The 25,035-nt window shown below is 71.5% G+C and carries 26 protein-coding genes and 3 tRNA genes; 14 read left to right on the forward strand and 15 right to left on the reverse strand.

Annotation, left to right across the window (positions count from 1 at the left end):
* The 3 genes from JSX79_RS00005 to tilS all read right to left on the reverse strand — a co-directional run.
* Positions 1–1,235, reverse strand: a 1,235-nt coding sequence (locus tag JSX79_RS00005; protein ID WP_229084541.1) for a hypothetical protein, incomplete at its 3' end; no start/stop codon positions are given.
* Between the two features lie 231 nt (positions 1,236–1,466).
* Positions 1,467–2,018, reverse strand: coding sequence for a hypoxanthine phosphoribosyltransferase (gene hpt / locus JSX79_RS00010; protein WP_070417327.1), 552 nt, complete (start codon positions 2,016–2,018; stop codon positions 1,467–1,469).
* A gap of 9 nt (positions 2,019–2,027) precedes the next feature.
* Entirely contained in the window at positions 2,028–3,047 is a 1,020-nt protein-coding gene (gene tilS / locus JSX79_RS00015) for a tRNA lysidine(34) synthetase TilS (protein WP_229084542.1), read from the reverse strand.
* A gap of 50 nt (positions 3,048–3,097) precedes the next feature.
* On the opposite strand from tilS, the gene JSX79_RS00020 reads away from it, so the two are divergent.
* Positions 3,098–3,589: an inorganic diphosphatase gene (locus JSX79_RS00020; RefSeq protein ID WP_070417329.1), complete on the forward strand. Its 492-nt coding sequence runs from the start codon at positions 3,098–3,100 to the stop codon at positions 3,587–3,589.
* A 93-nt stretch (positions 3,590–3,682) separates the two neighbouring features.
* Here the strand turns inward: JSX79_RS00020 and JSX79_RS00025 are convergent, their stop codons facing one another.
* Positions 3,683–5,074, reverse strand: a complete 1,392-nt coding sequence (locus JSX79_RS00025) for an NlpC/P60 family protein (protein ID WP_229084545.1) — start codon at positions 5,072–5,074, stop codon at positions 3,683–3,685.
* Positions 5,075–5,147: 73 nt separating this feature from the next.
* A complete protein-coding gene (locus JSX79_RS00030; RefSeq protein ID WP_092388610.1) occupies positions 5,148–6,419 on the reverse strand; it encodes a M23 family metallopeptidase in 1,272 nt (423 codons plus the stop codon).
* A 301-nt stretch (positions 6,420–6,720) separates the two neighbouring features.
* Here JSX79_RS00030 and JSX79_RS00035 point away from each other — a divergent pair.
* The 3 genes from JSX79_RS00035 (at position 6,721) to JSX79_RS00045 (ending at position 6,999) form a co-directional block, all read left to right on the forward strand.
* Positions 6,721–6,793: transfer RNA gene (locus JSX79_RS00035), tRNA-Glu, on the forward strand.
* A 55-nt stretch (positions 6,794–6,848) separates the two neighbouring features.
* Positions 6,849–6,925, forward strand: a tRNA-Asp gene (locus tag JSX79_RS00040).
* Position 6,926: 1 nt separating this feature from the next.
* Positions 6,927–6,999 (forward strand) — tRNA-Phe (locus JSX79_RS00045).
* Between the two features lie 113 nt (positions 7,000–7,112).
* Here the strand turns inward: JSX79_RS00045 and JSX79_RS00050 are convergent.
* Positions 7,113–8,123, reverse strand: coding sequence for an aldo/keto reductase family protein (locus JSX79_RS00050; protein ID WP_229084547.1), 1,011 nt, complete (start codon positions 8,121–8,123; stop codon positions 7,113–7,115).
* A 315-nt stretch (positions 8,124–8,438) separates the two neighbouring features.
* Between JSX79_RS00050 and JSX79_RS00055 the strand changes: the two genes are divergently transcribed.
* Positions 8,439–9,431, forward strand: coding sequence for an SDR family oxidoreductase (locus tag JSX79_RS00055; RefSeq protein ID WP_229084549.1), 993 nt, complete (start codon positions 8,439–8,441; stop codon positions 9,429–9,431).
* A 118-nt stretch (positions 9,432–9,549) separates the two neighbouring features.
* Here JSX79_RS00055 and rocD read toward each other — a convergent pair whose 3' ends face one another.
* Both rocD and ddaH read right to left on the reverse strand, forming a co-directional pair.
* Complete coding sequence (gene rocD / locus JSX79_RS00060) at positions 9,550–10,776, reverse strand: ornithine--oxo-acid transaminase (protein WP_229084551.1); 1,227 nt, start codon at positions 10,774–10,776, stop codon at positions 9,550–9,552.
* Entirely contained in the window at positions 10,773–11,660 is an 888-nt protein-coding gene (ddaH, locus tag JSX79_RS00065; protein WP_229084553.1) for a dimethylargininase, read from the reverse strand. Before ddaH ends, rocD begins: the two co-directional genes overlap by 4 nt.
* A gap of 246 nt (positions 11,661–11,906) precedes the next feature.
* Between ddaH and JSX79_RS00070 the strand changes: the two genes are divergently transcribed.
* The 4 genes from JSX79_RS00070 to JSX79_RS00085 are packed head-to-tail and all read left to right on the forward strand — an operon-like array spanning position 11,907 to position 14,330.
* Positions 11,907–12,344 carry an Lrp/AsnC family transcriptional regulator gene (locus tag JSX79_RS00070; protein ID WP_070417337.1) on the forward strand — a complete coding sequence of 146 codons (438 nt, stop codon included), beginning with the start codon at positions 11,907–11,909 and terminating at the stop codon, positions 12,342–12,344.
* 10 nt (positions 12,345–12,354) lie between these two features.
* Positions 12,355–12,735 carry a hypothetical protein gene (locus JSX79_RS00075; RefSeq protein WP_229084554.1) on the forward strand — a complete coding sequence of 127 codons (381 nt, stop codon included), beginning with the start codon at positions 12,355–12,357 and terminating at the stop codon, positions 12,733–12,735.
* Positions 12,736–12,738: 3 nt separating this feature from the next.
* The gene (locus JSX79_RS00080; RefSeq protein WP_229084555.1) at positions 12,739–13,572 is read left to right on the forward strand and encodes a nitroreductase family protein; all 834 of its coding nucleotides are present in this window, start codon (positions 12,739–12,741) and stop codon (positions 13,570–13,572) included.
* Positions 13,569–14,330, forward strand: coding sequence for a YqjF family protein (locus JSX79_RS00085; protein WP_229084557.1), 762 nt, complete (start codon positions 13,569–13,571; stop codon positions 14,328–14,330). The genes JSX79_RS00080 and JSX79_RS00085 overlap by 4 nt, the downstream gene beginning before the upstream one ends.
* Here JSX79_RS00085 and JSX79_RS00090 read toward each other — a convergent pair.
* Positions 14,302–14,949, reverse strand: a complete 648-nt coding sequence (locus JSX79_RS00090; protein ID WP_229084559.1) for a hypothetical protein — start codon at positions 14,947–14,949, stop codon at positions 14,302–14,304. The two genes, JSX79_RS00085 and JSX79_RS00090, sit on opposite strands and share 29 nt — an antisense overlap.
* An 89-nt stretch (positions 14,950–15,038) precedes the next feature.
* Here JSX79_RS00090 and JSX79_RS00095 point away from each other — a divergent pair, with 89 nt between their 5' ends.
* The 4 genes from JSX79_RS00095 to JSX79_RS00110 are packed head-to-tail and all read left to right on the forward strand — an operon-like array spanning position 15,039 to position 17,199.
* Positions 15,039–16,037: an SDR family oxidoreductase gene (locus tag JSX79_RS00095; protein WP_070417341.1), complete on the forward strand. Its 999-nt coding sequence runs from the start codon at positions 15,039–15,041 to the stop codon at positions 16,035–16,037.
* On the forward strand, positions 16,034–16,372 hold the full coding sequence (locus JSX79_RS00100) for a hypothetical protein (RefSeq protein WP_229084561.1): 339 nt from the start codon (positions 16,034–16,036) through the stop codon (positions 16,370–16,372). The genes JSX79_RS00095 and JSX79_RS00100 overlap by 4 nt, the downstream gene beginning before the upstream one ends.
* Positions 16,373–16,382: 10 nt before the next feature.
* The gene (locus JSX79_RS00105; RefSeq protein ID WP_229084565.1) at positions 16,383–16,970 is read left to right on the forward strand and encodes a dihydrofolate reductase family protein; all 588 of its coding nucleotides are present in this window, start codon (positions 16,383–16,385) and stop codon (positions 16,968–16,970) included.
* A gap of 31 nt (positions 16,971–17,001) precedes the next feature.
* On the forward strand, positions 17,002–17,199 hold the full coding sequence (locus JSX79_RS00110; RefSeq protein ID WP_070417343.1) for a hypothetical protein: 198 nt from the start codon (positions 17,002–17,004) through the stop codon (positions 17,197–17,199).
* A gap of 46 nt (positions 17,200–17,245) precedes the next feature.
* Here JSX79_RS00110 and JSX79_RS00115 read toward each other — a convergent pair whose 3' ends face one another.
* Together JSX79_RS00115 and JSX79_RS00120 are read right to left on the reverse strand one after the other, a co-directional pair.
* Positions 17,246–17,977, reverse strand: a complete 732-nt coding sequence (locus tag JSX79_RS00115; RefSeq protein WP_229084566.1) for a tyrosine-protein phosphatase — start codon at positions 17,975–17,977, stop codon at positions 17,246–17,248.
* Positions 17,970–21,539, reverse strand: a complete 3,570-nt coding sequence (locus JSX79_RS00120) for a bifunctional proline dehydrogenase/L-glutamate gamma-semialdehyde dehydrogenase (protein ID WP_229084568.1) — start codon at positions 21,537–21,539, stop codon at positions 17,970–17,972. The genes JSX79_RS00115 and JSX79_RS00120 overlap by 8 nt, the downstream gene beginning before the upstream one ends.
* A 117-nt stretch (positions 21,540–21,656) precedes the next feature.
* On the opposite strand from JSX79_RS00120, the gene JSX79_RS00125 reads away from it, so the two are divergent.
* Complete coding sequence (locus JSX79_RS00125; protein WP_070417344.1) at positions 21,657–22,133, forward strand: MarR family winged helix-turn-helix transcriptional regulator; 477 nt, start codon at positions 21,657–21,659, stop codon at positions 22,131–22,133.
* Between the two features lie 56 nt (positions 22,134–22,189).
* Here JSX79_RS00125 and JSX79_RS00130 read toward each other — a convergent pair whose 3' ends face one another.
* The 4 genes from JSX79_RS00130 to JSX79_RS00145 all read right to left on the reverse strand — a co-directional run bounded on the left by JSX79_RS00130 (position 22,190) and on the right by JSX79_RS00145 (position 25,003).
* On the reverse strand, positions 22,190–22,870 hold the full coding sequence (locus JSX79_RS00130) for a hypothetical protein (RefSeq protein WP_070417182.1): 681 nt from the start codon (positions 22,868–22,870) through the stop codon (positions 22,190–22,192).
* Between the two features lie 179 nt (positions 22,871–23,049).
* Positions 23,050–23,748, reverse strand: coding sequence for an anti-sigma factor (locus tag JSX79_RS00135; protein WP_070417345.1), 699 nt, complete (start codon positions 23,746–23,748; stop codon positions 23,050–23,052).
* Positions 23,745–24,257 (reverse strand): sigma-70 family RNA polymerase sigma factor, encoded by a 513-nt coding sequence (locus JSX79_RS00140; protein WP_071294337.1) that lies wholly within the window; start codon positions 24,255–24,257, stop codon positions 23,745–23,747. The genes JSX79_RS00135 and JSX79_RS00140 overlap by 4 nt, the downstream gene beginning before the upstream one ends.
* Entirely contained in the window at positions 24,257–25,003 is a 747-nt protein-coding gene (locus tag JSX79_RS00145) for a YceI family protein (RefSeq protein ID WP_229084570.1), read from the reverse strand. The genes JSX79_RS00140 and JSX79_RS00145 overlap by 1 nt, the downstream gene beginning before the upstream one ends.
* Between the last annotated feature and the right edge of the window lie 32 nt (positions 25,004–25,035).

Genomic DNA, 25,035 nt, shown 5'->3' on the forward strand with positions numbered 1-25,035 from the left:
CCCGGCACGTACGACGGCGCATCCACCGTCAACGGCTTGAACGACGCCGCATCCGCCTGCAGCTGCACGAGGACCCCGGCGTCGTTCGCCGCGGTCTGGCGCACCCGCACCTGGTGCTGCAGCCCCGTCACTGCGTACCGCGACTCGAACGACCACTTCCCGTCCGCATCAGCCGTCAGGTTCTCGGAGATGCCCGCCGAGTTGCCGAGGATGTTGATCGCACCGTTCGGCGTCGCCGTCCCCGACAGACGCACCTTCTGCCCCGGCACGTACGACGGCGCATCCACCGTCAACGGCTTGAACGACGCCGCATCCGCCTGCAGCTGCACGAGGACCCCGGCGTCGTTCGCCGCGGTCTGGCGCACCCGCACCTGGTGCTGCAGCCCCGCCACCGCGTGCCGCGACTCGAACGACCACTTCCCGTCCGCATCAGCCGTCAGGTTCTCGGAGATGCCCGCCGAGTTTCCGAGGATGTTGATCGCACCGTTCGGCGTCGCCGTCCCCGACAGACGCACCTTCTGCCCCGGCACGTACGACGGCGCATCCACCGTCAACGGCTTGAACGACGGCTCATCCGCCGTGATGGTGAAGATCTTGTAGTCGGTCCCCGCCGGACCGGACTGCCGGACCTTGACCTCGTGCTCGGTGCCGCGGACGGGCAAGGTTGACACGAACGACCACGTGCCGTCGTCCCGCACGGTGACATCGGTGCTCCCGAGGCTCGCCGACGGAGCGGTCACGAGGATCGATGCCCCCGGGGTCGCCCGCCCCGAGAGGACGAGCCGCTGACCGGGCACGTAGGTCGGCTCGTCGACGGTGAGGGGGATGAGCGCCGGGACGGTGCCGTCGGCGCCGCGCACGCGCATGTCGAGGACGACCGAGTCCAGGTAGCCCGACGACACGGTGATGGTGTGCACACCGGCGACGAAACCGCGCTCGGAACGGTGGCTGAACGTGCCGTCGTCACCGACCTCGACCGGGGTGACGAACTCGCCCGGGAGGCCGAACACCTGGAGTGTCGAACCCGGCCGCGCGGTGCCGGCGATCTCGACGGGCGTGTTCTCGTCGATCTCGGTCGGGGACGTGACGATGATGCTCGACGACGTCGCCTGCGACGCTGGTGCGGCCGCCGCGATCGCGGTCGAGGGATCGGCGCTGACGGCGATGCCGAGGGACAGTCCGAGGCCGAGCGCAGCAACAGCGCACACCTTGGTGGTCTTGACGAATGCTCCCACGGGAGCTCCTTTCACTAGGAAGCTCCGACCGTAAGTATGTGAAATGTACGTATGTCGAACGCTATGCGACCCGGCAGCGCGGCCTCTGCGCACGGAACGGCCCGCTCCGTACAGGAGCGGGCCGTGCGGCCAGATCATCAGACCGGCAGCGGCGTGGTGAAGGACCACGTCCGGTCCGATGCCACCGGGATCTCGGCGAACACCCCGAGCGACGGGATGGCACCGCCAGGATCAGCTGTAGACGTGCGGTGCGAGCACCCCGACCCCGCGCAGGTTGCGGTAGCGCTCGTCGTAGTCCAGCCCGTAGCCGACCACGAACGCGTCCGGGATGTCGAAGCCGACGTACTTCACGTCGACCTCGACCTTGGCCGCCTCGGGCTTGCGCAGCAGTGCGACGATCTCGACGCTCGCCGCACCGCGGGACTCGAGGTTCTGCTTGAGCCACGACAGCGTCAGACCGGAGTCGATGATGTCCTCGACGATGAGGACGTCCCGCCCGTGCAGGTCGGTGTCGAGGTCCTTGAGGATGCGGACCACGCCGGACGACTTCGTGCCGGAGCCGTACGACGACACCGCCATCCAGTCCATGCGCGCCTGCATCTTGAGGTGGCGCGAGAAGTCCGCCATCACCATCACGGCGCCCTTGAGGACACCGACGAGCAGTGGGTCGCGCCCCGCGTAGTCGGCGTCGACCACCGCGGCGAGCTCGGCGAGCTTGTCGTCGATCTGCTCGGGGGTGAAGAGGACTTCGGACAGGTCTGCCTGGACGTCGGAGAGTTCCACCACCCCAGCCTAACCGGCGGTGAAGGCCAGACGGTCGCCCGATCGCGACGCCTGCACGCCCGGCAGGTCGATCGGCCCCTGCCCGCTCCAGTCGGTGACGAGCCGGCACACCTCGAGCGTCTGCACGCGGGACAGCGTCACGCCGAACTCGCTCTCCACCGCCAGCCGCACGAGCCGCTGCCGGAGGGCCGGCGGGTTCGCCGCGAGCTCCCGCACGGACAGCGAGATGCCGGCCTCGGAGTGCTCGGCGAGGTCCTCGGCCATCTCCTCGGCGAAGTGGTCGAGCGCGGCCGAGTCCTCGCGGAGCTGGTCGGCGGTGCGGGCGAGGGCCTCGGGCACACCGGCGCCGAGTTCGCGTTCGAGCGCGGGCAGGAGCACGTTCCGGACGCGGACTCGCGCGAAGGCGGGGTCCGCGTTCTGCGGGTCGTCCCACGGGGCGAGTCCGGCGGCGGCGCACGCCTGCCGCGTCGTGTGTCGACGGACGCCGAGGAGCGGCCGCCCGTAGGCCGGCCCCGCCTCGCGCCGCGTCAGCGGCGCCATGCCGGACAGCGAGTCCGGCCCGCTTCCGCGGGCGAGGCCGAGCAGCACGGACTCGGCCTGGTCGTCCAGGGTGTGTCCGAACAGCACGAGGGGTGACCCGACGTCGGACGCGACGAGCGCGATCGACGCGTGCCGCGCCTCCCGAGCCGCCGCTTCGGGACCGCCCGCGGAACCGACGGCGACACGACGGACGGTCACCGGTGCGAGTCCCAGCTCGGACGCCTGCCTGGAGGCGCGGCTCGCCACCGCCTCGGACCCCGCCTGGAGTGCGTGGTCGACGACCACCGCCCCTGCTCGCAGGTCCTGCTTGGGCGCCTCGAACGCGGTGGCCGCGGCGAGCGCGAGCGAGTCCGGTCCGCCGCTCAGCGCGACGAGCACGAGGTCTCCGGGGCGCACCGTGCCCTCCTCGAGCGCCTGCGCGAGCAAGGAGCGCACCGCGCGACGGGTGTCGGCGACCGCAGGGTCGAGCCGGGGACGCGGAGTGTTCACCCGGTAACGTTAGCCGCGCTTTCTTCCCGCAAAGAGACCAGGAGCGCAACATGGCCGCGTACGACGTCGTCGTCGAGATCCCCAAGGGCAGCCGCAACAAGTACGAGGTGGACCACGAGACCGGTCGCGTGTACCTCGACCGCGTGCTGTTCACCTCGTTCGTGTACCCGACCGACTACGGGTTCTTCGAGAAGACCCTGGCCGACGACGGTGACCCCGTGGACGCGCTGCTGCTCCTCGAGTACCCGACGTTCCCCGGTGTGGGCGTCAAGGTCCGCCCGGTCGGCGTCTTCAAGATGAGCGACGAGGCCGGCAACGACGCGAAGGTCCTCGTGGTCCCCGCGAAGGACCCGCGCTGGGCGCACATCCAGGACATCTCGGACGTCGACGAGCAGACGAAGGCCGAGATCGCGCACTTCTTCGAGCGCTACAAGGACCTCGAGCCGAACAAGTGGGTCAAGGCCGAGGGCTGGGGCGACGCCGCCGAGGCCGAGGCGATCGTCACCGCTGGCCAGGCCGCGTACGTGCCCGCCGGTCACTGACGCTCCCGGTCCCGTTCCGGCTCGACCGGGACTGCACCGCCTGACGACGAGTGCGCACGATCCCTCGTGCGCACTCGTCGTCTCTGCGTGCGGCTAGAGCGAACCGCTCGGCCGTGCGACGTAGGGCAGCAGCTGGCCCGGGGTCCAGATCGCCCGCTCGAGCACGCCGCGCTGCGGGTTCGCCGCCTCGACCATCATGCCGTTGCCGGTGTAGATCGAGTCGTGGTACGCCTCGTTGACGGTGCCGTTGTACGAGTAGAAGAGGATGTCGCCGGGCTGCCGCTGCGACATCGGCACGAGGCGCCCGATCGACTTGAAGTAGTTGTACTGCCAGACGACGTTGTGGCCACCGGTGGCGATACCTTGCGAGCTGTAGGCCATCATCACGAGGCCGGAGCAGTCCCACGTGTTCGGGCCCGCACCGCCGAACTGGTACGCGTCGCCGATCTGTGCTCGGGCGTAGGCGATCGCGCCGGCTGCCTTCGAGGGGGTGCTCGGCGCGGTCGGGGTCGTCGGGGTGGTGGGCGTGCTCGGCTTCGACGGGGTGGTCGGAGTGGTCGGGGTGCTCGGCTTCGACGGGGTGGTCGGGGTGCTCGGCTTCGACGGTGTGGCCGGGGTGCTGGGCTTGGTGCCGCCGCCGGTGCTCGGCTGGGTGCTCGTACCGCCGCCCGTGCTCGGCGTGCTGCTCGCGGCGCCCCCACCCGAGCCGGTGCCGGTGCCCGCGGCCGCGGTCGCCCCGGAGCCACCGGTGGTCGACGCGAGCTGCGCCTCCGCCCGCTTCGCCTGCTGCGCGGTCCAGTAGGCGGCCTCGGTGGCGACGCTCGTGCCCTTGAGGTACGCGAGCTGCTGCAGCACCTCGTCCTGCTGGTCCTGCTCCCGCTGCACGCGTGCTTGCGCCGACGCCGCGGTGTCGTTCGCCTCGGCGAGGGCGGCCTTCGTCGTGTCCGTCGCCTTCGCGAGGGCCTTCGTCGCGGCGGACTGCTGCGCGGCGATCGCGTCGACGGTGTTCTGGTCCGCCTGGGCCTGGGCGAGGACGGTCGCGGAGCGCTCGGACAGGTGCGACATCGTGCCGACCCGGTAGAGCAGGTCCTTCGAGTCCCGCGAGTCGATGAGCATCGCCGCGGACAGGTCCCCGCCGCCGGTGCGCGACAGCTCGACCACGAGGCCGGCGACCTGCTGCGCGGAGGCGTCCGCCGTCCGCTCCGCCCGCTTCGACTGCGCGGTGAGGTCGTCCAGGGTGGCCTGCGCGTCCTGCTGCTGCGACGACGCGAGGGCGTACGTCTGCCCGGCCTGGAGCTCGGCGACCTGTGCGCTGTCGGCAGCGTCCTGCAGGGTCTGCAGCCGGGTGCTCAGCTCGTCGACGGTGGACTGGGCCTCGGCGGTGTCCGCCTTCGCCGCTCGCACGTCGTCCCAGCTCGGGGCGGACGGTGCCGCCTGGGCCGGGCCGGCGATCACGACGGAGAGACCGATCCCGAGGACGGCCACCACCGCGATCCCACAGGACAGGGTGCGAGCGGAGTGCTTCACGGCATTCAGGGCCTTTCGGGCGCGCACACGGTCATACCGAGATCCCCCGCGCTGCCATGAAGGGGACCGGGTCGACGGCGGAACCGTTCACCCGGGTCTCGAAGTGGAGGTGGCAACCCGTCGACCACCCGGTCGAACCGACCTTGGCGATCTGCTGCCCGGCGGTGACGTGCTGACCGACCGACACGAGCGTGCCGCCGTCGACGATGTGCCCGTACGCGGTCGAGATGCCGCCGCCGTTGTCGAGCACGACCTCGTTGCCGTAGCCGCCGCCGTTCGCCGCGAAGGTCACCGTGCCGGACGCCGCCGCGTAGATCGGGGCGTAGCAGGCGGGAGCGAGGTCGACGCCGGCGTGCAGGGCGTAGTTCTTCGTGTACGGGTCGAGTCGGTAGCCGAACGGGCTCGTCTGGTACCCGCCGGTCGGGCGGACCCAGCCGGACGAGTTCGGCGAACCACCACCTGTCCCGCCCTGGCTCGTCGCCGCGGCCTTCGCTGCCGCTGCCGCGATCCGGGCCAGCCGGGCCTTCTCCACCTGGACGCCCTTGTTGTAGCGCGCCTCGACGTTCTGCTCGCTCGTGGTCAGCAGGGTGAGCTGCGCCTCGAGTCGCTCCTTGTTGTCCGCCTGGGCGTCCACGGAGGACTGCGCCTGGTCGGCGGCGGTCTGTGCGGCCTGCATCTTCTGCTGTGCCTGGTCGGCGAGGTCGCCGAGGGCCTCCTTGGCGCGGTCCGCCTTGTCGGCGAGGCCCTGGGCCACGCCGCGGTCCTGCGACGCCTGCGCGTAGATGCCGTCGGCCTGCTCGCTGAGCTTCGACATCGCACCGAGCTCGTACAGCAGGTCACCCGACTTCGTGGGGTGCGTGAGGATGTCGGTCGTCACGTCGTTCGCGCTCGCCCGCCCGAGCTGCGCCGCGAGCTGACCGGCCTGCGCCTCGGACGCGGTCGCGGTCTTCTCGGCGTCGTCCGCCTGGGACTGCAGCTTCTTCTGGGTCAGCGTCGCGTCGTCGTACTTCGTCTGCGCGGTCTGGTACGCCGTCCCGGCCGCCTCGGCGGACTTCTGCGCCGCGGAGGCCTTCGCCGTGAGGTCGGCGATGAGCCCCTTGATCTGGGTCACCTTCGCCTGCTGGGCCGACTTCGACGCCTTGGCCTTCTCGACGTCCGACCAGCTCGGGTACGACGCCGCACTGGCCGAGGTCACCGGGGCGAGGGCCGCGAGGGTGCCGGCGGTGAGCGCGACGGCGACCGCGGCGGCGATGAAGCGGCGGCGGGGACGGGGGCGGAGTGAGAGCGATGGTGAGGTCGACATACATCTCGATTTCGTAACAGCGCGGCAAGGCTCACGCACGTAACACTGTTAACAAGCGCAACAGTAACAACAGGTGTCGCACCCGCACACCCCCTCGCACGAGGGGCACGGGACCGACGACGATGGTCGCATCGGAACATCGACAGCACGAATCGGGGCCTGGTGCCCCACGGTGAGTGAAGCCCTGCGCCCGGGCGGCGACACCGCGACACGCCGGGGATTCCGCGGTGGAGCGGCTCGATTTGTGAATCCCGGGAGGCATCCGTATGCTTGTCCATCGGTAGCGCGAAGCACCGCTTGCGGCCCTATCGTTTAGTGGCCTAGGACACCGCCCTTTCACGGCGGCAGCACGGGTTCGAATCCCGTTGGGGTCACTCCTCGCAGAGTGAGCAAGCAAGCAGAGCACTATCGAACAACACAACACAACATGGCCCTGTAGCGCAGTTGGTTAGCGTGCCGCCCTGTCACGGCGGAGGTCGCGGGTTCAAGTCCCGTCAGGGTCGCCACGGCTGGATAGCTCAGTTGGTAGAGCGTTCGACTGAAAATCGAAAGGTCCACGGATCGATGCCGTGTCCAGCCACGGTGAAAGGCCCCCTACTCCGGTAGGGGGCCTTTTTGCGTTGGTCGTGACGCGACCACGTCCAGGAGGCGCGGTGCGGGTCGGACCCGCACCGCGCCTCCTGGGACGGGCACCTACGCCTCGCGCGTCTTCGGGCTGCTCTCCTCGGTCTTCGCCGGGTCGCGTTCGACCACCGAGCCGAGGGCATCATCGATGCGGGACAGCAGCTCCACGGGGATCGTCACCCCGGCAGCGCCGGCGTTGTCGTGCACCTGCTCCGGACGCGAGGCGCCGATGATCGCGGACGCCACGTTCTGGTTCTGCAGCACCCAGGCGACCGCGAGCTGCGCCATCGACAGGTCCAGCTCGTCGGCGATCGGCCCGAGCTCCTGCACGGCAGACAGCACCTCGTCGCGCATGAACCGCTCGATCATCTTCGCGCCGCCCTTGTCGTCGGTGGCGCGGGAGCCCTCGGGGAGCGGCTGACCGGGCTGGTACTTCCCCGTCAGCACACCCTGCGCGATCGGGGACCAGACGATCTGCGAGATGCCGAGTTCCTCGGACGTCGGGACGACCTCGCCCTCGATGACCCGCCAGAGCGCCGAGTACTGCGGCTGGTTCGAGATGAGCTGGACGCCGAGGTCGTCGGCGATCTCGTGTCCCGCGCGGAGCTGCTCCGCCGTCCACTCGCTCACGCCGATGTAGAGCGCCTTGCCCTGCCGGACGACGTCGGCGAACGCCATCATCGTCTCCTCGAGCGGGGTCTCGTAGTCGAAGCGGTGTGCCTGGTAGAGGTCGACGTAGTCGGTCTGCAGCCGCTCGAGCGAGCCGTTGATCGACTCGAGGATGTGCTTGCGGCTCAGGCCGGTGTCGTTGTGCCCCTTGGGTCCGGTCGGCCCGAACACCTTCGTGGCGATCTCGAGGGACTGGCGTCGCTCCCCCTTCAGTGCCTCGCCGAGGACGGTCTCGGCACCGGTGTTGGCGTAGACGTCGGCGGTGTCGAACGTCGAGATGCCGACGTCGAGCGCTGCCCGGACGCAGGCGATCGCCGCGTCGTTCTCGACCTGGGAGGCGTGGGTGAGCCAGTTGCCGTAGGTGATCTCGGAGACCTTGAGGCCCGAGTTGCCGAGGTAGCGGTACTCCATGTGCGTGTCACTCCTGTCGTGGCCGCGTCGGTGCGGCTCCGTCGGCGACGGTAGTCCTCGGGACCTCCGTGCGAGCCAGTGACTGTACGCTGATGTTTCAGGAGCGACGGGGAAAGACGAAACCCCGGCGATGTGGCCTGGGCCAGTGATCGTTCCGGGGTCTTCGTGGACAACGGTAGCAGGCGCCGCAGGCGGCGGCGTGGGCGGCGGACACCACCTCGCTCCGAGCCGTGCTCCGCGCCCGTCCCGACAGGTAGGTGCAGGATCGGAAGGGTTGCGGTGCAGTGGTGCACCGCCGGGAGCGAAGGAGCGTCCATGTCGGGAGCCAGCGTGCTGTTCATCGGCGGCAGCGGGGTGATCAGCGCCTCCTGTGTCCGCGAAGCCGTCGAGCAAGGGTTCGACGTCACCGTGCTCAACCGGGGGACCACCGGGGGCAGGCCGATCCCGGAGGGTGTGACGCGCCTCCAGGCCGACGTCTCGGACCGGAGCGCCCTGGCGGACGTGGTCGGCGACCGCCACTGGGACGTCGTCGTGAACTGGATCGCCTTCACGCCGGACCAGGTGCAGGCCGACGTCGACTTCTTCGCCGGGCGGACCAGGCAGTACGTGTTCATCAGTTCGGCCTCGGCGTACCAGACCCCGGCGACGCACCTGCCGATCACGGAGTCGACGCCGCTGAAGAACCCGTACTGGCAGTACTCGCGGGACAAGATCGCGTGCGAGGAGCTGCTCATGGCGGCGTACCGGGAGCAGGACTTCCCGGTGACGATCATCCGGCCGTCGCACACCTACGACGAGACGAAGCTCCCGCTGACGGGCGGCTGGACCGCGGTCGCGCGGATGCGGGCCGGCAAGCCGATCATCATCACGGGCGACGGCAGCTCGCTGTGGACGATCACGCACAGCCGGGACTTCGCGGTCGGGTTCACGGGGCTGCTCGACCGGGCCGAGGCGATCGGGGAGGCCTTCACGATCACGAGCGACGAGGCGCCGACCTGGAACCAGATCGCGCACGAGATCGCAGCGGCAGCAGGCGTCGAAGACCTGCAGATCGTGCACGTGCCGGCGGATGCGATCAACGCCGTGGACCCGGAGTGGGGGGCGGCGCTCCTCGGCGACAAGGCGAACAGTTCGGTGTTCGACAACAGCAAGGTGCGGTCGCTCGTGCCGTGGTACCGGCCGCGGACGCCCTACCGGCAGGGCGTGCGCGAGGTCATCGCCTGGTACGAGGCGAACCCCGACGCGCAGGTCGTCGACGAGCGGCTCGACGCCCTGATGGACGAGCTGGCGGCGCGCTGGGCGGTGTGACGCGCGGGGCAATGTGACGCGGCCGTGCTTCGTGAGCAGAAATGGTCGGGTGCCCTGGGGCGACCCGACCATTTCTGCTCACGAAGTGAGCGCGGAGCTCACGAAGCGAGCGCGGAGCTCAGGCTCGCGCGCGCAACACCTCGGCGAGGGCGCCGATCGCCAGGCGCACCTCGTCGTCGGTCACGACGAGCGGCGGCGCGAAGCGGATCGTCGACCCGTGCGTGTCCTTCACGAGCACCCCGCGGTCGGCGAGGTCCTGCGCGATCTGCTTGCCCGTGCCGAGCGCGGGGTCGATGTCGATCCCCGCCCAGAGCCCGGCGACCCGGTGCGAGACCACCCCGGAGCCGACCAGGTCGTCGAGCAGCCCGCGGAGCAGCGGTTCACCCTCGAGCGCCCGCTGCTGGAACGTGCCCTCGCCGAGCATCGCCACGACCTCGGAGCCGACGGCGGCCGCGAGCGGGTTCCCGCCGAACGTCGACCCGTGCTCGCCCGGACGCAGGACGCCCAGCACGTCACGCCGACCGACCACGGCGGACACGGGGACGATCCCGCCGCCGAGCGCCTTGCCGAGCGTGATGAGGTCCGGGCGGACCCCGACGCGCTGCACGGCGAGGGTGTGGCCGGTGCGACCGAGCCCGGACTGGATCTCGTCGGCGACGAACAGGGCGCCGAACTCGTCGCAGATCGCCCGGACGTCGGGCAGGTAGGACGGAGGCGGGATGACGACCCCGCCCTCGCCCTGGATCGGCTCGAGCAGCACGGCGACGACGGTCTCGTCCATCGCCTCGCGCAGGGCAGCGGCATCGCCGTACGGCACGGTGCGGAAACCGGGCGTGAACGGCCCGAAGTCGTCGTGCGCCGACGGGTCGTCCGAGAACGAGATGATCGTCGTGGTGCGACCGTGGAAGTTCCCCGAGGCGACGATAATCGTGGCGCGCTCGGCGGGGACGCCCTTGACGCGGTAGCCCCACGCGCGGGAGACCTTGATCGCGGACTCCACCGCCTCGGCACCGGTGTTCATCGGCAGGACCATGTCGGTCTCGGTCAACGCGGCGAGCGCCGAGGCGAACGGCCCGAGCTGGTCGTTCACGAACGCGCGCGAGGTCAGCGTGACCCGGTCGAGCTGCGCCCGCGCGGCGTCGAGCAGCCGGGGGTTGCCGTGACCGAAGTTCACGGCGGAGTAGGCGGCGAGGCCGTCCAGGTAGCGCTTGCCGTCGACGTCCGTGACCCACGCGCCGTCGCCCGACGCGATGACGACGGGCAGCGGGCTGTAGTTGTGGGCGAGGGAGCGTTCCTCGACGGCGAGCGCCGCCGCGGTCCGCGAACCGAGCGACGAGGCCGTCATCGCGCGACCGAGGTGCCGGTGCCGACCGGGTGCAGGTCGAGCGTGCAGCACTTCACGCCGCCGCCGCCGAGCAGCAGCTCGGACAGGTCGACGCCGATCGGGTTGTAGCCCTTCTCGCGGAGCTGCTCGGCGAACCGGACAGCCCGGGCGGCGATCACGACGTTGTACCCGTCGGAGTAGGAGTTCAGGCCGAGGATCGCAGCGTCCTCCTCGGTGGCGATGATCGCGTCCGGGAAGCGCTCGCGCAGGATCGCCAGCGACGGCTCGTCGAAGGCGCTCTCGAGGTAGGCGATGTTCGACGTGCCGTCCGCGGCGGGCTCCGGGTCGAGGACCGCGATCGCCGTGTCGAGGTGGTAGAAGTTCGGGTTGATGAGCTTCAGGGTGACGACCTCGCGGCCGGAGATCCGCGCGAGCTCCTCGTGCGAGGTGCTGTCCGAGCGGAAGCCCGTGCCGGCGAAGATGGTGTTCCCGATGAGCAGGAAGTCGCCCTCGCCCTCGTTCGTCTCCTCGGGCTCGGCGACGGTCAGGCCCGCGCTGCGGAACCAGTCCATGTATGCCGGACCCTCGGGCTGACGCTCGGGGTACTGGAACTTCGCGCCGTACGCGACGCCGTCGAGCACGAACCCGCCGTTGGCCGCGTAGACCATGTCCGGCAGGCCCTCGATCGGCTCGATGTACGAGATGTCGAAGCCGAGCTGCTCGTAGACGTCCACGAGGGACTGCCACTGCTCGACGGCCTTCGACGTGTCGGTCGGGTCCTCGGGGTGCATCCACGGGTTGATCCGGTAGCTGACCGTGTAGTGCGTCGGCTTGCACATCAGGATCGTCCGCTTGGTGGCGGTACGGGCCGGTGCATCGGTGGTCGAGGGTGCGGTGTTCGACATCAGTCCTCCTGAGAAGGGACCGGGGCCCGAGCCTGCCAGGAACCGAAACGGAACGAAGGAGATGTGCTCCGGCGAGATGCAGGCTCACTCGCCGTAGCGGACCAGGTCGACGCCACGTCGATCCTGACACAGACCGTCCGGCAAGTGCAGTACCGGGAGCGAAGCGCCGTGGCACCCGTTCGGGTGACGCACGTTTCGTGCGCCGAACCCACCGGGTGTGCAAGAAGTCCGCGTACCATGGGTGCAATGGATTCGCTCGACCACCGCATCCTGGATCAACTCCGGGAGAACGCCCGCGCCGGCTACGGCGACATCGGGTCGGTGGTCGGACTCTCGGCCTCCGCCGTGAAGCGTCGCGTCGACCGGCTGGTGGGCGACGGCGTGATCCAGGGCTTCACGATCAAGGTCGACCCCGCCGTCGAGGACCGCGGCACCGAGGCCTGGGTGGAGCTCTACTGCCGCGGCACGGTCTCCCCCGACGAGCTCCGCACCCTGCTCGACAGCGTGCCGGAGGTCATCGACGCCGGCACCGTCACGGGCAGCGCCGACGCCGTCGTGCACATGCGCTCAAAGGACCTCTCCGCGCTCGAGGAAGCCCTCGACAAGGTCCGCCTCGCACCCCAGGTGGACCACACACGGTCCGCGATCGTGCTCTCCAAGCTGGTCAGTCGCGAGACCGCGTAACGTCCCGCACATGCGACGGATGTGGGCCGGGAGGCGCGGATCGCCTCCCACGGGTTCGCGCTCGGCCCGCCGTCTGGTCACCGCTGCGAGCGTCGCCTACGTCGCGAACTGCGCCTGGGGCACCGCCGTCGCCGTGCGGCTCATCCGGACGAGGAAGCTGCGCGTCGTCCACCACGGCCTGTTCGTCGTGACCGCCACGCTGACCGGTGTCGCGGCGACCACCCCGGTCTGGACGCGAAGCCGATCGGCGCTCTTCCTGCTCCCGGCGCTCGTGCCGCTCGCGGTCGCACCACGCACGAACCCGCGCTCCGGAGCACACTGGCAAGTCGCGGTCGCCGCGGCGCCGTCCTACCTGGGGGCGTTGCTCGCGGGCCGCCGAGCAGAGAGGTGAGCAGTGGAGCTCTTCGAGGCGATCAGACGCCGGCGGACCACCAACGGACCGTTCCTCCCCGACCCCGTGTCGCCCGAGCACCAGCGCCTGCTCATGGAGCTGGCCGGCCGGGCACCGTCGCAGCTCAACAGCCAGCCGTGGCGGTTCGTCCTCGTCGAGGAGCGCGACACGATCGACCGCGTCGCCGAGATCAGCGGCTCGTCGATGACCCGGACCATGGCCGAGGGGACGTTCTTCGAGCGGTACAAGCCGTACTTCCGGTTCTCCCAGGCCGAGATGGACGAGCGGCGCGACGGCATGCTGTTCGACAAGCTCCCCGGACCGCTCAAGCCCTTCACGAAGCAGGTGTTCACGAAGCGTGGGCAGCTGCTCATGAACACACTGCGGGTGCCGCACACCCTCGGTGAGGAGAACCGGAAGCTCGTCGCCGGGTCGCCGCTGCTGCTCGGCGTGCTGCTCGACCGGCACGAGTACCGGAAGGAGGAGCTCTCCGGCTTCTACTCGGTGTTCAGCATGGGTGCGGCGATGGAGAACATCTGGCTCGCCACCACCGAACTCGGCCTCGGCATCCAGTTCGTGTCCTTCCCGATGGAGACCCCCGGGGCGTGGGAGGAGATCGAGGGACTGCTCCACGTCCCCGAGTCGCTCGAGCTGATGGCCGTCTACCGGATCGGGTACCTGCCGCCCGAGCGCCGGCGTCCCGCGATCGACTGGACGTCGAGCGAGCGGAAGCGGCCATCGCAGTACGTCTTCCGGGGGACCTGCGACACCCCGCAGCTGGGGTGGGACGACGCGCCCGTGGCGGGGCACATCGCCCCGGAGGCGACCACCTCGTGACCGCGGCCGTGCCCGCCGGGGGCGAACCGCGCCTCCAGGCCGTCGCTCCCGGACTGACCGGACGCCCCTGGATCTCGCAGGATTGGCTCGACGTCGTCTTCGTGCACTGGCGCGTCGACGTCTCGGCGGTGGCGCCGCTGCTCCCCGCCGGGACCCGGCCGGACACCCTCACTGCGGACGGCACCGACGACGGGGCGACCACGTGGGTCGGCCTCATCGCGTTCCGGTTCGAGGACACCCGGTTCCCGCCGATCTCGACGGGGAGGATCGGGGACTTCGTCGAGGTGAACGTCCGCGTCTACACGATCGACGACGAAGGGCGGCACGGTGTGGTGTTCCTGTCGCTCGACGCCGGCAAGCTCCTGCCGACGATCGGCGCGCGCGTCGCGACCGGTCTGCCGTACTGGTGGGCCGATGCCGAGACGCGGAACGGCGACGGCCGCGTCGGGTACGCGATGCGACGACACGGGACGCACCTGCGGTCCCTCGTCGAAGTGCGGGTCGGTGCGGAGGTGACCGAGCCGACGGCCCTCGAGACCTTCCTGACCGCGCGGTGGGGCATGCACGTGCACCGAGCCGGCCGGACCCGGTTCTGGCCGAACGAGCACGAGCCGTGGCCGCTCCACCGGGCCTCGGTCGTGTCGCTGCAGGACGACCTGATCGGTGCGGCCGGACTCCCGTTCGGCCTGGCCTCGCTCGAACCGGACTCGGTGCTCTACTCGCCGGGGGTCACGACGCGCTTCGGTCTCGGGCGCTGACGCCGGACCACGGCAGGTCCGGCGTCGCCCGGGCCGCGGCGCGGAACTGGTGGACGGCCAGTGCCGACCAGACGATGACGAAGACGCCGCTCGCGATCCAGGACGCGCTCTGGGCCCTCGACAGGCCGTCGACCGTGAGGGCGACCGCGGCGAGGACCGCGCCGCACGTCCCCACGACGACGAGGGCCCATGCAACGGCGAGGTGGTCGACGCGGGGCACGGCGCGCGCCGTGGCGTACCGCATCGGGAGTCCCACCGCCGCGAGGAAGAGGCCGAACGGGACCCCGACGAGCACGGTCGCGATCGTGAGGACGGCGGCGACCGTCACCGCGACGACGACCCGCGTGACGTGGCAGCGCCAGGAGGCCTCGACGGTCTGCTCGTCGTACGCACGCCGGTTCGCCACGAACAACGCCACGGCGCCGACCGTCGTGACGACCGCGGCCGACACCCCGACGACGAGGGCGAACAGCCCGCCGAACGCGATGCCGAAGAAGACGTGCGCGCCGGCGAGGACCAGCGTCAGGGCCGGCAAGGTCCAGACCTCGCTCGGCCGGACGGGCGTGCTGAGGACCCAGCCGGGCGGTGCGTCCTCCGCTGGGGCGTCTCCGGTGTCCACACCGCCATCATGGCCGGTCGGTGCGGCGCTCGTCGCTCCGGGGGACAGCGGCTGAGTGGTGCACGGTCGACCGCAGGTACAAGGGAGCCATGACTCGAGTGGCAGTGGTGACCGGTGGTTCCGCAGGACTGGGACGGGCGACGGTGCGGGAGCTCGCCGCGCGGGGGTGGGACGTCGCCGTGCTCGCGCGGGGGCGGGACGGGGTCGAGGCCGCGGTGGCCGAGGTCGAGGCGGCCGGACGACGAGGGCTGGCACTGGTCGCGGACGTGTCCGACCGGGAGGCCGTCGAGGCAGCCGCGGACCGCGTCGAACAGGAGCTCGGGCCGATCGATCTCTGGGTCAACGGCGTGATGGTCGGCGTGTTCGGGCGGTTCATGGACACCGCACCCGAGGACTTCGAGCGCGCACTGCACGTGACCTACCTCGGCTTCGTGAACGGCACCCGGGCAGCGCTGTCCCGGATGGTCCCGCGCGACCGCGGGCAGGTCGTCCAGGTCGGTTCGGCCCTCGGCTTCCGGGGCATCCCGCTGCAGGCCGCGTACTGCGGGGCGAAGCACGCGATCGTCGGGTTCACCGAGTCGGTCGTCTCCGAGCTCCTCGAGCAGGGCAGCAAGGTGCAGGTCTCCCGCGTCGACATGCCCGCGCTCAACACCATCCAGTTCCAGTGGGTGAAGTCGAAGCTGCCGCACCAGCCCCAGCCGGTCGCACCGATCTACCAGCCGGAGGTCGGCGCACGGGCGATCGCTGCCGTGGCCGAGCGGCCCCGCCGCCGCACCTGGGTCGGGGAGTCGACGGTCTACACGATCCTCGGCAACCGCATCAGCGGGCGGTTCGCGGACTGGTACGCCGCGAAGACGCTGGTGTCCGGGCAGCAGGACCCCGAGAAGGACGGGTCGGCGATCGGCGTGAACCTCTACGAACCGGTTCCAGGGGACCACGGGGCGCACGGGGTGTTCGACGACACCGCGCACGCCTGGTCGCCGCAGACCTGGTGGGTGGAACACCGCCGGCTCGGGAACGGGATCGTCGGCGCGGTGCTGGCCGGTGCGGCGGGAGCCGTGGCGCTGGCGGCGGGACGACGACGATGACGTCGGGCTCCGGTGTCGAGTCCTTCCGGGCCGCCGTGGGGATCGGGCACGCGGTCCGGGCGGCACGGGGTGGTGGGCAGCCGGTGCTGGACGTCGTGCTCGCGGCGCGGCAGCTCGCCCAGGCGGGGCTGGTCGGCCGCGCCGGGGCGCCCGACGCACACACGCTCAGCGCGGTCGTGGACACCCTCCACGGCCTGACGATGGTGCCGCTCGCCGTCGCGGACCGTCGGCGGCGCAGGTTCGCCCTCGGCCAGCTCGGGATCTCCCTGGTGCTGGTGATCGCCGAGTGCGCGGCCGTCGGCAGCGGACGACGTGCTGTCGGAGGTGCTCGGTAGCGTCCGGGACATGAGCACGACCTACTCCGTCGCGTCCTCGCTGGACGGGTTCGTCGCCGCGCCCGGCGACGACCTCGACTGGCTGCTGCAGTTCGGCTTCGAGCCGTTCCAGGAACACCACGACCGCTTCTTCGCGGGCGTCGGCGCCCTCGTGATGGGGTCGACCACGTACGAGTGGCTGCTCGCCCACGACGACACCTGGGCGTACCCGGACCTGCCGACCTGGGTGTTCACCACGCGCGAGCTGCCCGTACCGGACGGCGCCGAGGTGCACTTCGTCTCGGGATCGGTCGCGGACCACCAGTCGGTCCTCGAGCGAGCGGCGGGCGAACGCGACGTGTGGGTCGTCGGCGGCGGTCTGCTCGCAGCGCAGTACCAGCAGGCCGGGCTGCTCGACGAGCTCCGGGTCACGGTGATGCCGATCGCGCTCGGCGCCGGTGCTCCCCTGCTGCCGGTGGCCGCCCCCACGCCGGTGTTCGAACTGGTCGGCACGACGCCGTTCGTGGGCGGCGCGGTCGAACTGCACTACCGGTCGACACCGGCGGCCGGTGAAACGGACCCGCACTCCGTCGGCCAGGATGCGCGCACCGACGCCTGACGCCCACCAGCCGCGGCGTAGCGTCCGTGCCATGAGCGACAACGAACAGACCGAGCCCGTCATGGACGGCGCCACCGAGGCGACGAACCACGAGAAGCTGCACGGCCTCATCGAGCAGGTCGACCACGACCACGCCGGCGAGGGCGCCGGAGCGATGGCCGACCACCTCCGTGACCGGATGGACGAGACCGGCGTCGTGGACGAGGAAGCCGGCGACACCGAGGACTGAGCCCCGCCGGACGCCACCGCGCGCGTCCGCGGACGGTCCGCGTCGGTCAGGCGACGTCCGCGCGGAAGGTGCGTAGTGCCTCCAGGTCGTCCGCGTCGAGACCGGCACGCTCGACGAACCGGTCCACGTCGAACGCGGCGAGGGCCGCGCGGAACGCCCCCTCGACCGTGGTGCCGTGCTCGGCGCACAGCGCCTCGATCTTCGCCTCGTTCGAGGGGACCCCGATCGAGGCGAGCAGAGCCGGGGCGTTGTCGACCGTGACGAGGTGGTCGGCGACGATCGCCTCGGGTTCGACGCCGGCGAGGGACAGCAGGACGAGCGCGATGATCCCGGTGCGGTCGCGTCCGCCCGCGCAGTGGAAGAGGACACCGCCCGGTTCGGCTCGGGCGATCGCACGCAGGACGGAGCCGGTGCGCTCCGGCAGCTCGGCGAGGTGCGGGCCGTAGTACAGCGGTGTACCGACGAGCCCGGTCTCCCAGTACGCCTGCCAGAACGCGGGAGCCGCGTCGAGACCGTCGTGGTCGATGACGACGGTCGTCACCCCGTCCGGCCGGGTACCCGTGTCCTTCTCGGTCTCCCACGGCGCGCGCAGGTCGACGACCGTGCGGACCCCCGCGTCGCGCAGCGCCTGCCAGCCGGCGGGGCTCACGCGGTCGACGTTCTCGGACCGGAACACGTGCCCGGACGGGGTCGTCCCGCCGTCCCGCAGCGGGAGCCCGCCCAGGTCGCGGGCGTTGAAGAGCCCTTCGGCGTGCAGGGTGCGATCGACGTCAGACATGCAGCTCCGCGAGGTCGGGGTCGAGGTCACCGAAGCGGTGCGCCGTGATCGACACCGTCTGTTCGCGCAGGAAGGGCAGCATCTCGATGATCCCGGCCTCGACCACGGGGGCGTCGTGGATGGCCACGTCGACGCTGGCACCCAGGGCTTCCTCGAGTGCGAGCGGGTCACCGCCCACGAGTCGGATCCGGGCGCCGGGTCCGCCGAACGCCGTGTGCGCCGGGCGGTCCTGCCCCTGGGCGAGCACGGCGTCGAGCGCGTCCTGCTCGACCTCGTCGCCGGAGGACCAGTCCGGCCGGAACAGGTCACCGGAGGCGGCACGGCGGAGGAACTCGTCGTCCGACTCGACCAGGTGGTCGACGACGTGCAGCGGCGATCGGCTCGACGCGAGCAGCTGCGTGAGCGGTCCGGGGAGTGGCCGAGCCGTGCTCACGAGCAGGTCGGCCCGGGCGGCGGTCGCGGCGGCGAGCACGCGCACGAGGTCGCCGGACGAGGCGCCCTCGGCCTGCCGGACGATGACGGACTGCGGTCGCCAGCGCAGCACGTTCCGCTCGACGACGAGCCCGGCCGGGTCGTGCGCTACACCAAACTCGGACTCACGTGCGCGGACGTCGCTCAGTGCACCGGCGCGCACCTGGTCGAACTCCTCGAACGACAGGCCGCTGCGGGCCGCCTCGATCACGGCGGTGACCCGCGGCGGCAGGCCGTGCAGCTGGATGCTCTTGTGCACGGTCCGGGGCGTGGGCTCCCACCGGCCGAGCGTCGCGACGGACATCGAGCCGCCGGGCTTCGTCCCGGTGCCGACCGACGAGCGCTTCCACCCGCCGAACGGCTGCCGGTGGACGATCGCGCCCGTGGTGCCGCGGTTGACGGACAGGTTGCCCGCGCGGACCCCGGCGATCCAGTCCGCGACCTCGTCGGTGTCGAGGGAGTGGAGGCCGGCGGCGAGCCCGTGGTCGGTGCCGTTCTGGATCGCGATCGCCTGGTCGAGGGTGTCGGCACGCATGATCCCGAGGACCGGCGCGAGGTACTCGGTCTGGTGGAAATCGCTGCCGGGCCGGACACCGTCGCGGATCCCCGGCGACCACAGCCGGCCGGAGTCGTCGAGCGGGACCGGCTGCACCAGCCAGGACTCCCCCGGGCCGAGCTCGGTCAGCCCAGCGCGTACCGTGCCCTCGGGCTCGGCGATGAGCGGCCCCATCTGCGCCGTCGGATCGTCCGGCCAGGCGACACGCAGGGTGCGGGTGGCGTCGACGAGCTGTCGGCGGAAGCGCTCGCTCTCGCCGACCGCCCCCACGAGGATCACCAGCGAGGCCGCGGAGCACTGCTGCCCGGCGCGACCGAACGCCGACCGGACGATGTCCTGCACGGCGAGGTCGAGATCCGCACTGGGAGTGACGACGATCGCGTTCTTGCCGCTCGTCGCGCCGGTGAGCGGCAGACCTGCCCGCCACCAGCGGAAGGAGCGTGCGGTGTCGGCCGAGCCCGTGAGGACGATCCGGTCGACGGCGGGGTGCGCGATGAGGTCGCGGCCGAGCTGGTCCTCGTCGAGGTCGACGAGCTGGAGCAGGGAGTGCGGGACCCCGGCGTCCCAGAGCACGTCGGCGAGCACCGCCCCGGAGCGCTTCGCCTGGGGCGCGGGCTTCAGGACGACCCCGCTGCCCGCGGCGAGTGCGGCGAACACTCCCTCGGCCGGGTTCGCGACGGGCGACGTCCACGTCGGCGCCACGACCGTGAGGCGCGGCGGCACGTACCGGGCACCGTCGCCGTCGAGCACGGCCAGCCGGCGGGCACTGTCGGCGGCGTGGTGGGCGGAGTCGATCGCGGCGCTCACGTCGGAGTCGGCCTCGCTGAAGGTCGCGCCCGTCTCCGCCGCCGACACCTCGATGAGGTCGGCACGCCGCGTCTCGAGCTCGTGCGCGATGAGGTCGAGGAGCTCGGCACGGTCGGACGGGTCCTGCCGTCCCCAGTTCACCCCGGCCTGCGCCGTCCGGGCGACGATGCGCTCGAGCTTCGACCGGTCGGCGACCTTCGACCCGCGGATCGTCTGCGCACCGAGCTGCGAGCGCGGCACCCGCCGGAGCACGTCGATCGCCCACTCGCGGTTCGCGGCGGTCGACGGGTCGGTGTCGGGTGCGTTCGTGAAGGCGTCGCGGTGCACGGGGTCGCCGATCGGGGCACGGCGGTCCTGCGTCCGGTTCGTGGCCGGCACCGGACCGCGAGCGTCGAGGGCCGCGACCGCCGCGAGCCACCGGCCGCGTTCACGCTCGAAGACGCTCTCGTCCTGACCGATGTCGCCCGCCGCGGCGACGAAGCCGTCCGGACTGGCGCTCTCCTGCAGCCGCCGCACGAGGTACGGGATCGCGGCGTCGAACTGGTCGGGGTGCACGACCGGGGTGGAGACGACCACCCGTCCGACGTCGGCACGGACGGCGTCGGCGGACGCGGACGCCATCCCGAGCAGCACCGCGACGTGCACGCCGTCGGTGACGCCGCGGCGCTGGGCGAGGGTCCACGCCGTCGCGAGGGTGAAGAGGTTGTGGCTCGCGACCCCGATCCGGACCGCGTCGATGCGCTCCGGCGTCAGGGCGGCATCGAGCAGCCGGAGGTGGGCGGTGTCGGTCTCCTGCTTCGACCCCCACGTGGCGAGGGGCCACCCGTGCAGGATCGCGTCGACCCGTTCCGTCGCGAGCGAGGCGCCCTTGGCGAGTCGGACGGTGATCGGCGCACCGCCGCGGGCGCGCCGCTGCTGCGCCCAGGCGGTCAGGGAATCGAGTGCGCCGGCGGCGTCGGGCAGGTACGCCTGCAGCACCACGCCGGCGTCCAGCCCGAGGAACTCGTCGCGGTCGAGGAGCGTCCGGAACGCAGCGAGCGTGACGTCGAGGTCGCGGTGGTCCCCGGCGTCGAGCGTGACGGACTTCGCGGTCGGGGACGACGCGGCGAGCCGGTACAGGGGGACGAGACGGTCCACCACCCGTTCGACGGTCTGGTCGAACGCCCACGCGGACATCTGCGGCACGACCGACCGCACGCCGATCGACACGTGGTCGACGTCGTCACGCGCCAGCAGGTCCATCGTCGCCTGCAACCGTCGGTCGCTCTCCGCGCTGCCGAGCACGGCTTCGCCGAGCAGGTTCACGTCGACGACCACACCCGGGCCGCCGACCTTCGCGAGCGCGGGCCCGAGCTTCGCGTCGGTGGCGTCGACCACCAGGTGCCCGGTCATCCGCCGCAGGATCTTCCGCGCCGTGGGCACCACGGCCCACGGAGCCATGGTCGCGAAGCCGCCGCCGAGCGTCACCGCGCCGCGCAGGGACCAGGACAGGAAGTCCGGGACGTCGCGGCTGACCTGCTCGAGGTTGCGGGCCACGACGCGCGGGTCCTCGGGGCGGATCACCTTGTCGACGAGACCGCGCGTGAAGTCCAGCCCCCGGTCGTCCCGCAGGGCCTCGGCCAGACGGACCGCCCCCGCGTCGGGCTTCGTCCCCGCGGAAGCCGCCAGCCACCGCCGCACGAGGGCGACGGCGTCGTCGGTGCAGTCCTGCAGTCGGGCGCTCGGCATGCACCGATCGTATGCTGCGCCACCGACCGCACCTCGGAGCGAGCCGTGCGCCACCGGCGAGTCATCCGAGCGGATGATCATGCCGTCGAAGCGTCCGGAGGTCGATACGCTGACGCCATGTCGAACGAGGGCGCCGAGGGCCACGACTGGGCGACGTGGGACGCCTACCACGACGTCTGGCGACGCCTCGACCGAGCGCTCGACCAGGCCGTGCAGCACGGCGCAGGCATCTCGATCCCCGAGTTCGAGATCCTCATCGGACTGCACCGCGAGCCAGACCACCGGTTGCGGGTCCGCGACATCGCGGCCGGCATCGGCTGGGAGAAGTCGCGCGTCAGCCACCAGGTCACGCGCATGGTGGCGCGGGGCCTCGTCGAGCGCGCGGACTGCCCCACCGACGGACGGGGCAGCTGGGTGGAGATGACCCCGGACGGTCGCCGCGCGGTGCTCGCCGGCATCCGTGCGCACACCGGTGCGCTCGAGGACCTGTTCTGGAGGCCCGTGGGGACCGACGCGGACACGCTGCGGTCCGTCAGTGCTCGCGTCGACGCCGCGATCGGCCCCGACGAATCGGATCCGGACAGCGCCGACTGAGACGACGACACCCCCGCCCCGGGACGGCCGGGACGGGGGTGCGACGTGCGGGGGTGTTACTTGATCTTGGCGGTGATGGTGGCGGTGCCGACGAGGAGGCCGGACTTCACGGCGTCGGTCTTGAAGGTGCTGTTGAGCAGCTTCGCGGCGTCACCCGAGACGTGCACCGTGGTGCCGGTCAGGATCGCGTTGTCACCCTCGAGCTGCAGCGGCTTGAGCGTGCCACCGTGCAGCGAGAACAGGTACGCGTTGTTCACCGCGACCTTGCCGTTGACCAGCACGTCACCGTAGAGCTTGGACGAGCCCGGGTTCACGACGAAGTTCTCCAGCGTGACCGTCGTCTCACCGGCGGTGAGGGTCAGACCCGAGTCGTCGTGGTTCAGCAGACCCTGCACGTACGGACGGTAGTCACCGTCCGGCGACCAGTACGTGACCGAACCGGACGTGATCGGGAACGACACGGACCCGTCGGCGAGCTTGGCGTCACCGGAGACACCCGGGGTCAGCTTCAGCGCGGTGAGGGCGTCGGTGAAGCCGGAGTCGAGCTTCACGGCGGTGTCGCCACCGAGGACCTCGGGCACCGACGCGACGGGGCCGGGGATCTTCGACGAGGACGACGACACGGTGTGCACCGACGGGGTCGAGGCCTGCGCCGAGGTGATGCCGAACGCGGCACCACCCAGCACGAGCGCACCCGTCGTGGCGAGCGTGATGGAGGTCTTGAGGCTCTTGCGCATGGTGATCAATCCTTTGCTGTTGTCGCGCTCGGCGCGGCTGCTGTGTGCGCGCCGAACACACCCTGGTGCAGGGTGGAGAACCAGCGATGTGCGGCTGGTGAGCGCTTCCGGGGTGTTCCCCGGTCGATGTCAGTGATTCGGCACCCTCGCCCAGCCGGATTGGTCCGGATCGGGATCCGTCAGAGATCGACGTCCGCGAGCACCCGGTCGTCGCCGCGGAGCCGCACCTGCACGCTGGCGATGTCGTCGCGCTGCACGTCGGTCGAGGCGGACAGCCCCCGGGCGTCCTCACCCGCGGCCGACCACGACGCCACGGTCTGCACGGACCCGTCGTCGCGCACGACCACGAGGTCGTACATCACGGACCCGTCGGCGGCCCAGGACTTCCCGCCGTAGGAGCAGCCCCAGTCGAAGCGGGTGCCCCACGGTTCGCCGCTGACGGACAGGTCGACGTCGAGGCCGCGCTCCCCCACGAGCGCGTACCGGTCGGCCGACGCCGTGGCGGGGCCGGCCTGGACGGAGGGGTCCACCCGTGCGGTGCCGACCGCGAGTCCGCCGAGGACCGCGGCGACCACCGCGGCGGCGGCCGTGGCCGCGACCCAGATCCGGCGGCGACGGCGACGGTGTCGAACGCGGTGCGCGACGGAGGCGAGGGTGCTCTCGGAGCCGGTGTCGCGCCTCCCGTCCGGGTCTGCGATCTCGACCGCCTGGTCGGCCGGCAGCTTGGACAGCAGGCCCGGGAGACCGACCAGCTCCGCGACGGCGGCCGCACAGCGGTCGCACGTCTCGAGGTGCCGCTCGTACTCGAGCCGCTCGTCCGGCGGCAGGGAACCGAGCACGTAGGCGGCGTCCCACTCGGCGTAGCGGTCGTCGCTCATCGCGTCACTCCTCGTTCCTGCAGTGCGAGCCGGAGGGCCCGCAGCCCGTAGTGCAGCCGCGACTTCGCGGTGCCCTCGGGGATGTCGTGTCGTCGGGCGATCTCGGGGACCGTGTGTCCGAGCCAGTAGGCGTCCACCACCACCCGACGGTGGTCGGGGCTGAGCGAGGCGAGGGCGTCCGCGACGACGATGCGGTCGAGGACGGCGTCGGTGCGGTCCGCCTCGACCCGGTCGACGGGGGACTCGGTGCCGTGCTCACGGCGGTTCCGCGCGGACCGGGCATCGTCGACGACGAGGTTCCGGGCGACGGTGAAGAGCCACGCCCGAGCGCTGTCCGGGGCGCGTTCGAGCACGGCCGGGCGCTGCCACGCGCGCACCATCGTCTCCTGCACGACGTCCTCGACCGTGTGGCCGTCCCGCGTCAGGTGCCGGACGTACCGGGTGAGCGCGTCGCCGTGCTCCCGGTAGAGCGTCGCGAGCAGCTCGTCGGCGGACCGGCCCGTGGCCATCACTTCGCCAGGTCGAGGGAGAACTCGACGGACCCCTTCGGGTCCACCGTGACGAAGCCGAGGGACGGTGCTTCGACCCCGTAGTCCTCGAAGGTGATCGGGATGCTGCCGGCGACCTGCACGGTGCCGTCCTTCGCGACGGCGACCTGGGCGTCGGCGGTGACGGGCTGCTCGACGCCGTGCAGGTCCATCGTGCCGGTGAGCGTGACGTCCTGCGTCGAGCCGTCGAGCGCGCCGGACACGTCGACGGGCTTCGTCAACGTGAACGTCGCCGTGGGGTGCTGGTCCGTCTGGAGTGCGGTGTCGCGGAAGTAAGCGTCACGGGCGGACTCGGGCGTGCTGATCTTCGCGACCTCGACCGTGACCGTCGCCTTCGTGAGGGAGCCGCCGCTGACCTCGGCGCTGCCCTCGACGTCCTTCGTGCGTCCGACCACGTTCACATCCTGCCCCTGGAGCTTCTCGTGCACGCGGTAGCCCGCGAACGAGTCGCCGGTGCTGGTCCAGCTGCCGTCGGCCTCGGCGGCGGTGAGGGTGCCGGAGCCGCCGGACGGCGCGGCGCTGACGGAGGGGGCCGCGGCGGCCTGCCCGTTGACGGTGTTCGCGTAGATGACCGGTCCGGCGATGGCTGCGGCCGCGCCGACGACCACGACGCCGGAGGCGATGCCGATGATGACCTTGGTTCGTGTGCGGAGTCCCATGCCCTGACGACGAGACAGCGGGCCGGATCGTTCACCGGCGTTCGGCATGGGCGGCGGATCGTCCACCGGCGTTCGGCATG

Source organism: Curtobacterium sp. GD1, from assembly GCF_020882855.1.
Lineage (GTDB): Bacteria > Actinomycetota > Actinomycetes > Actinomycetales > Microbacteriaceae > Curtobacterium.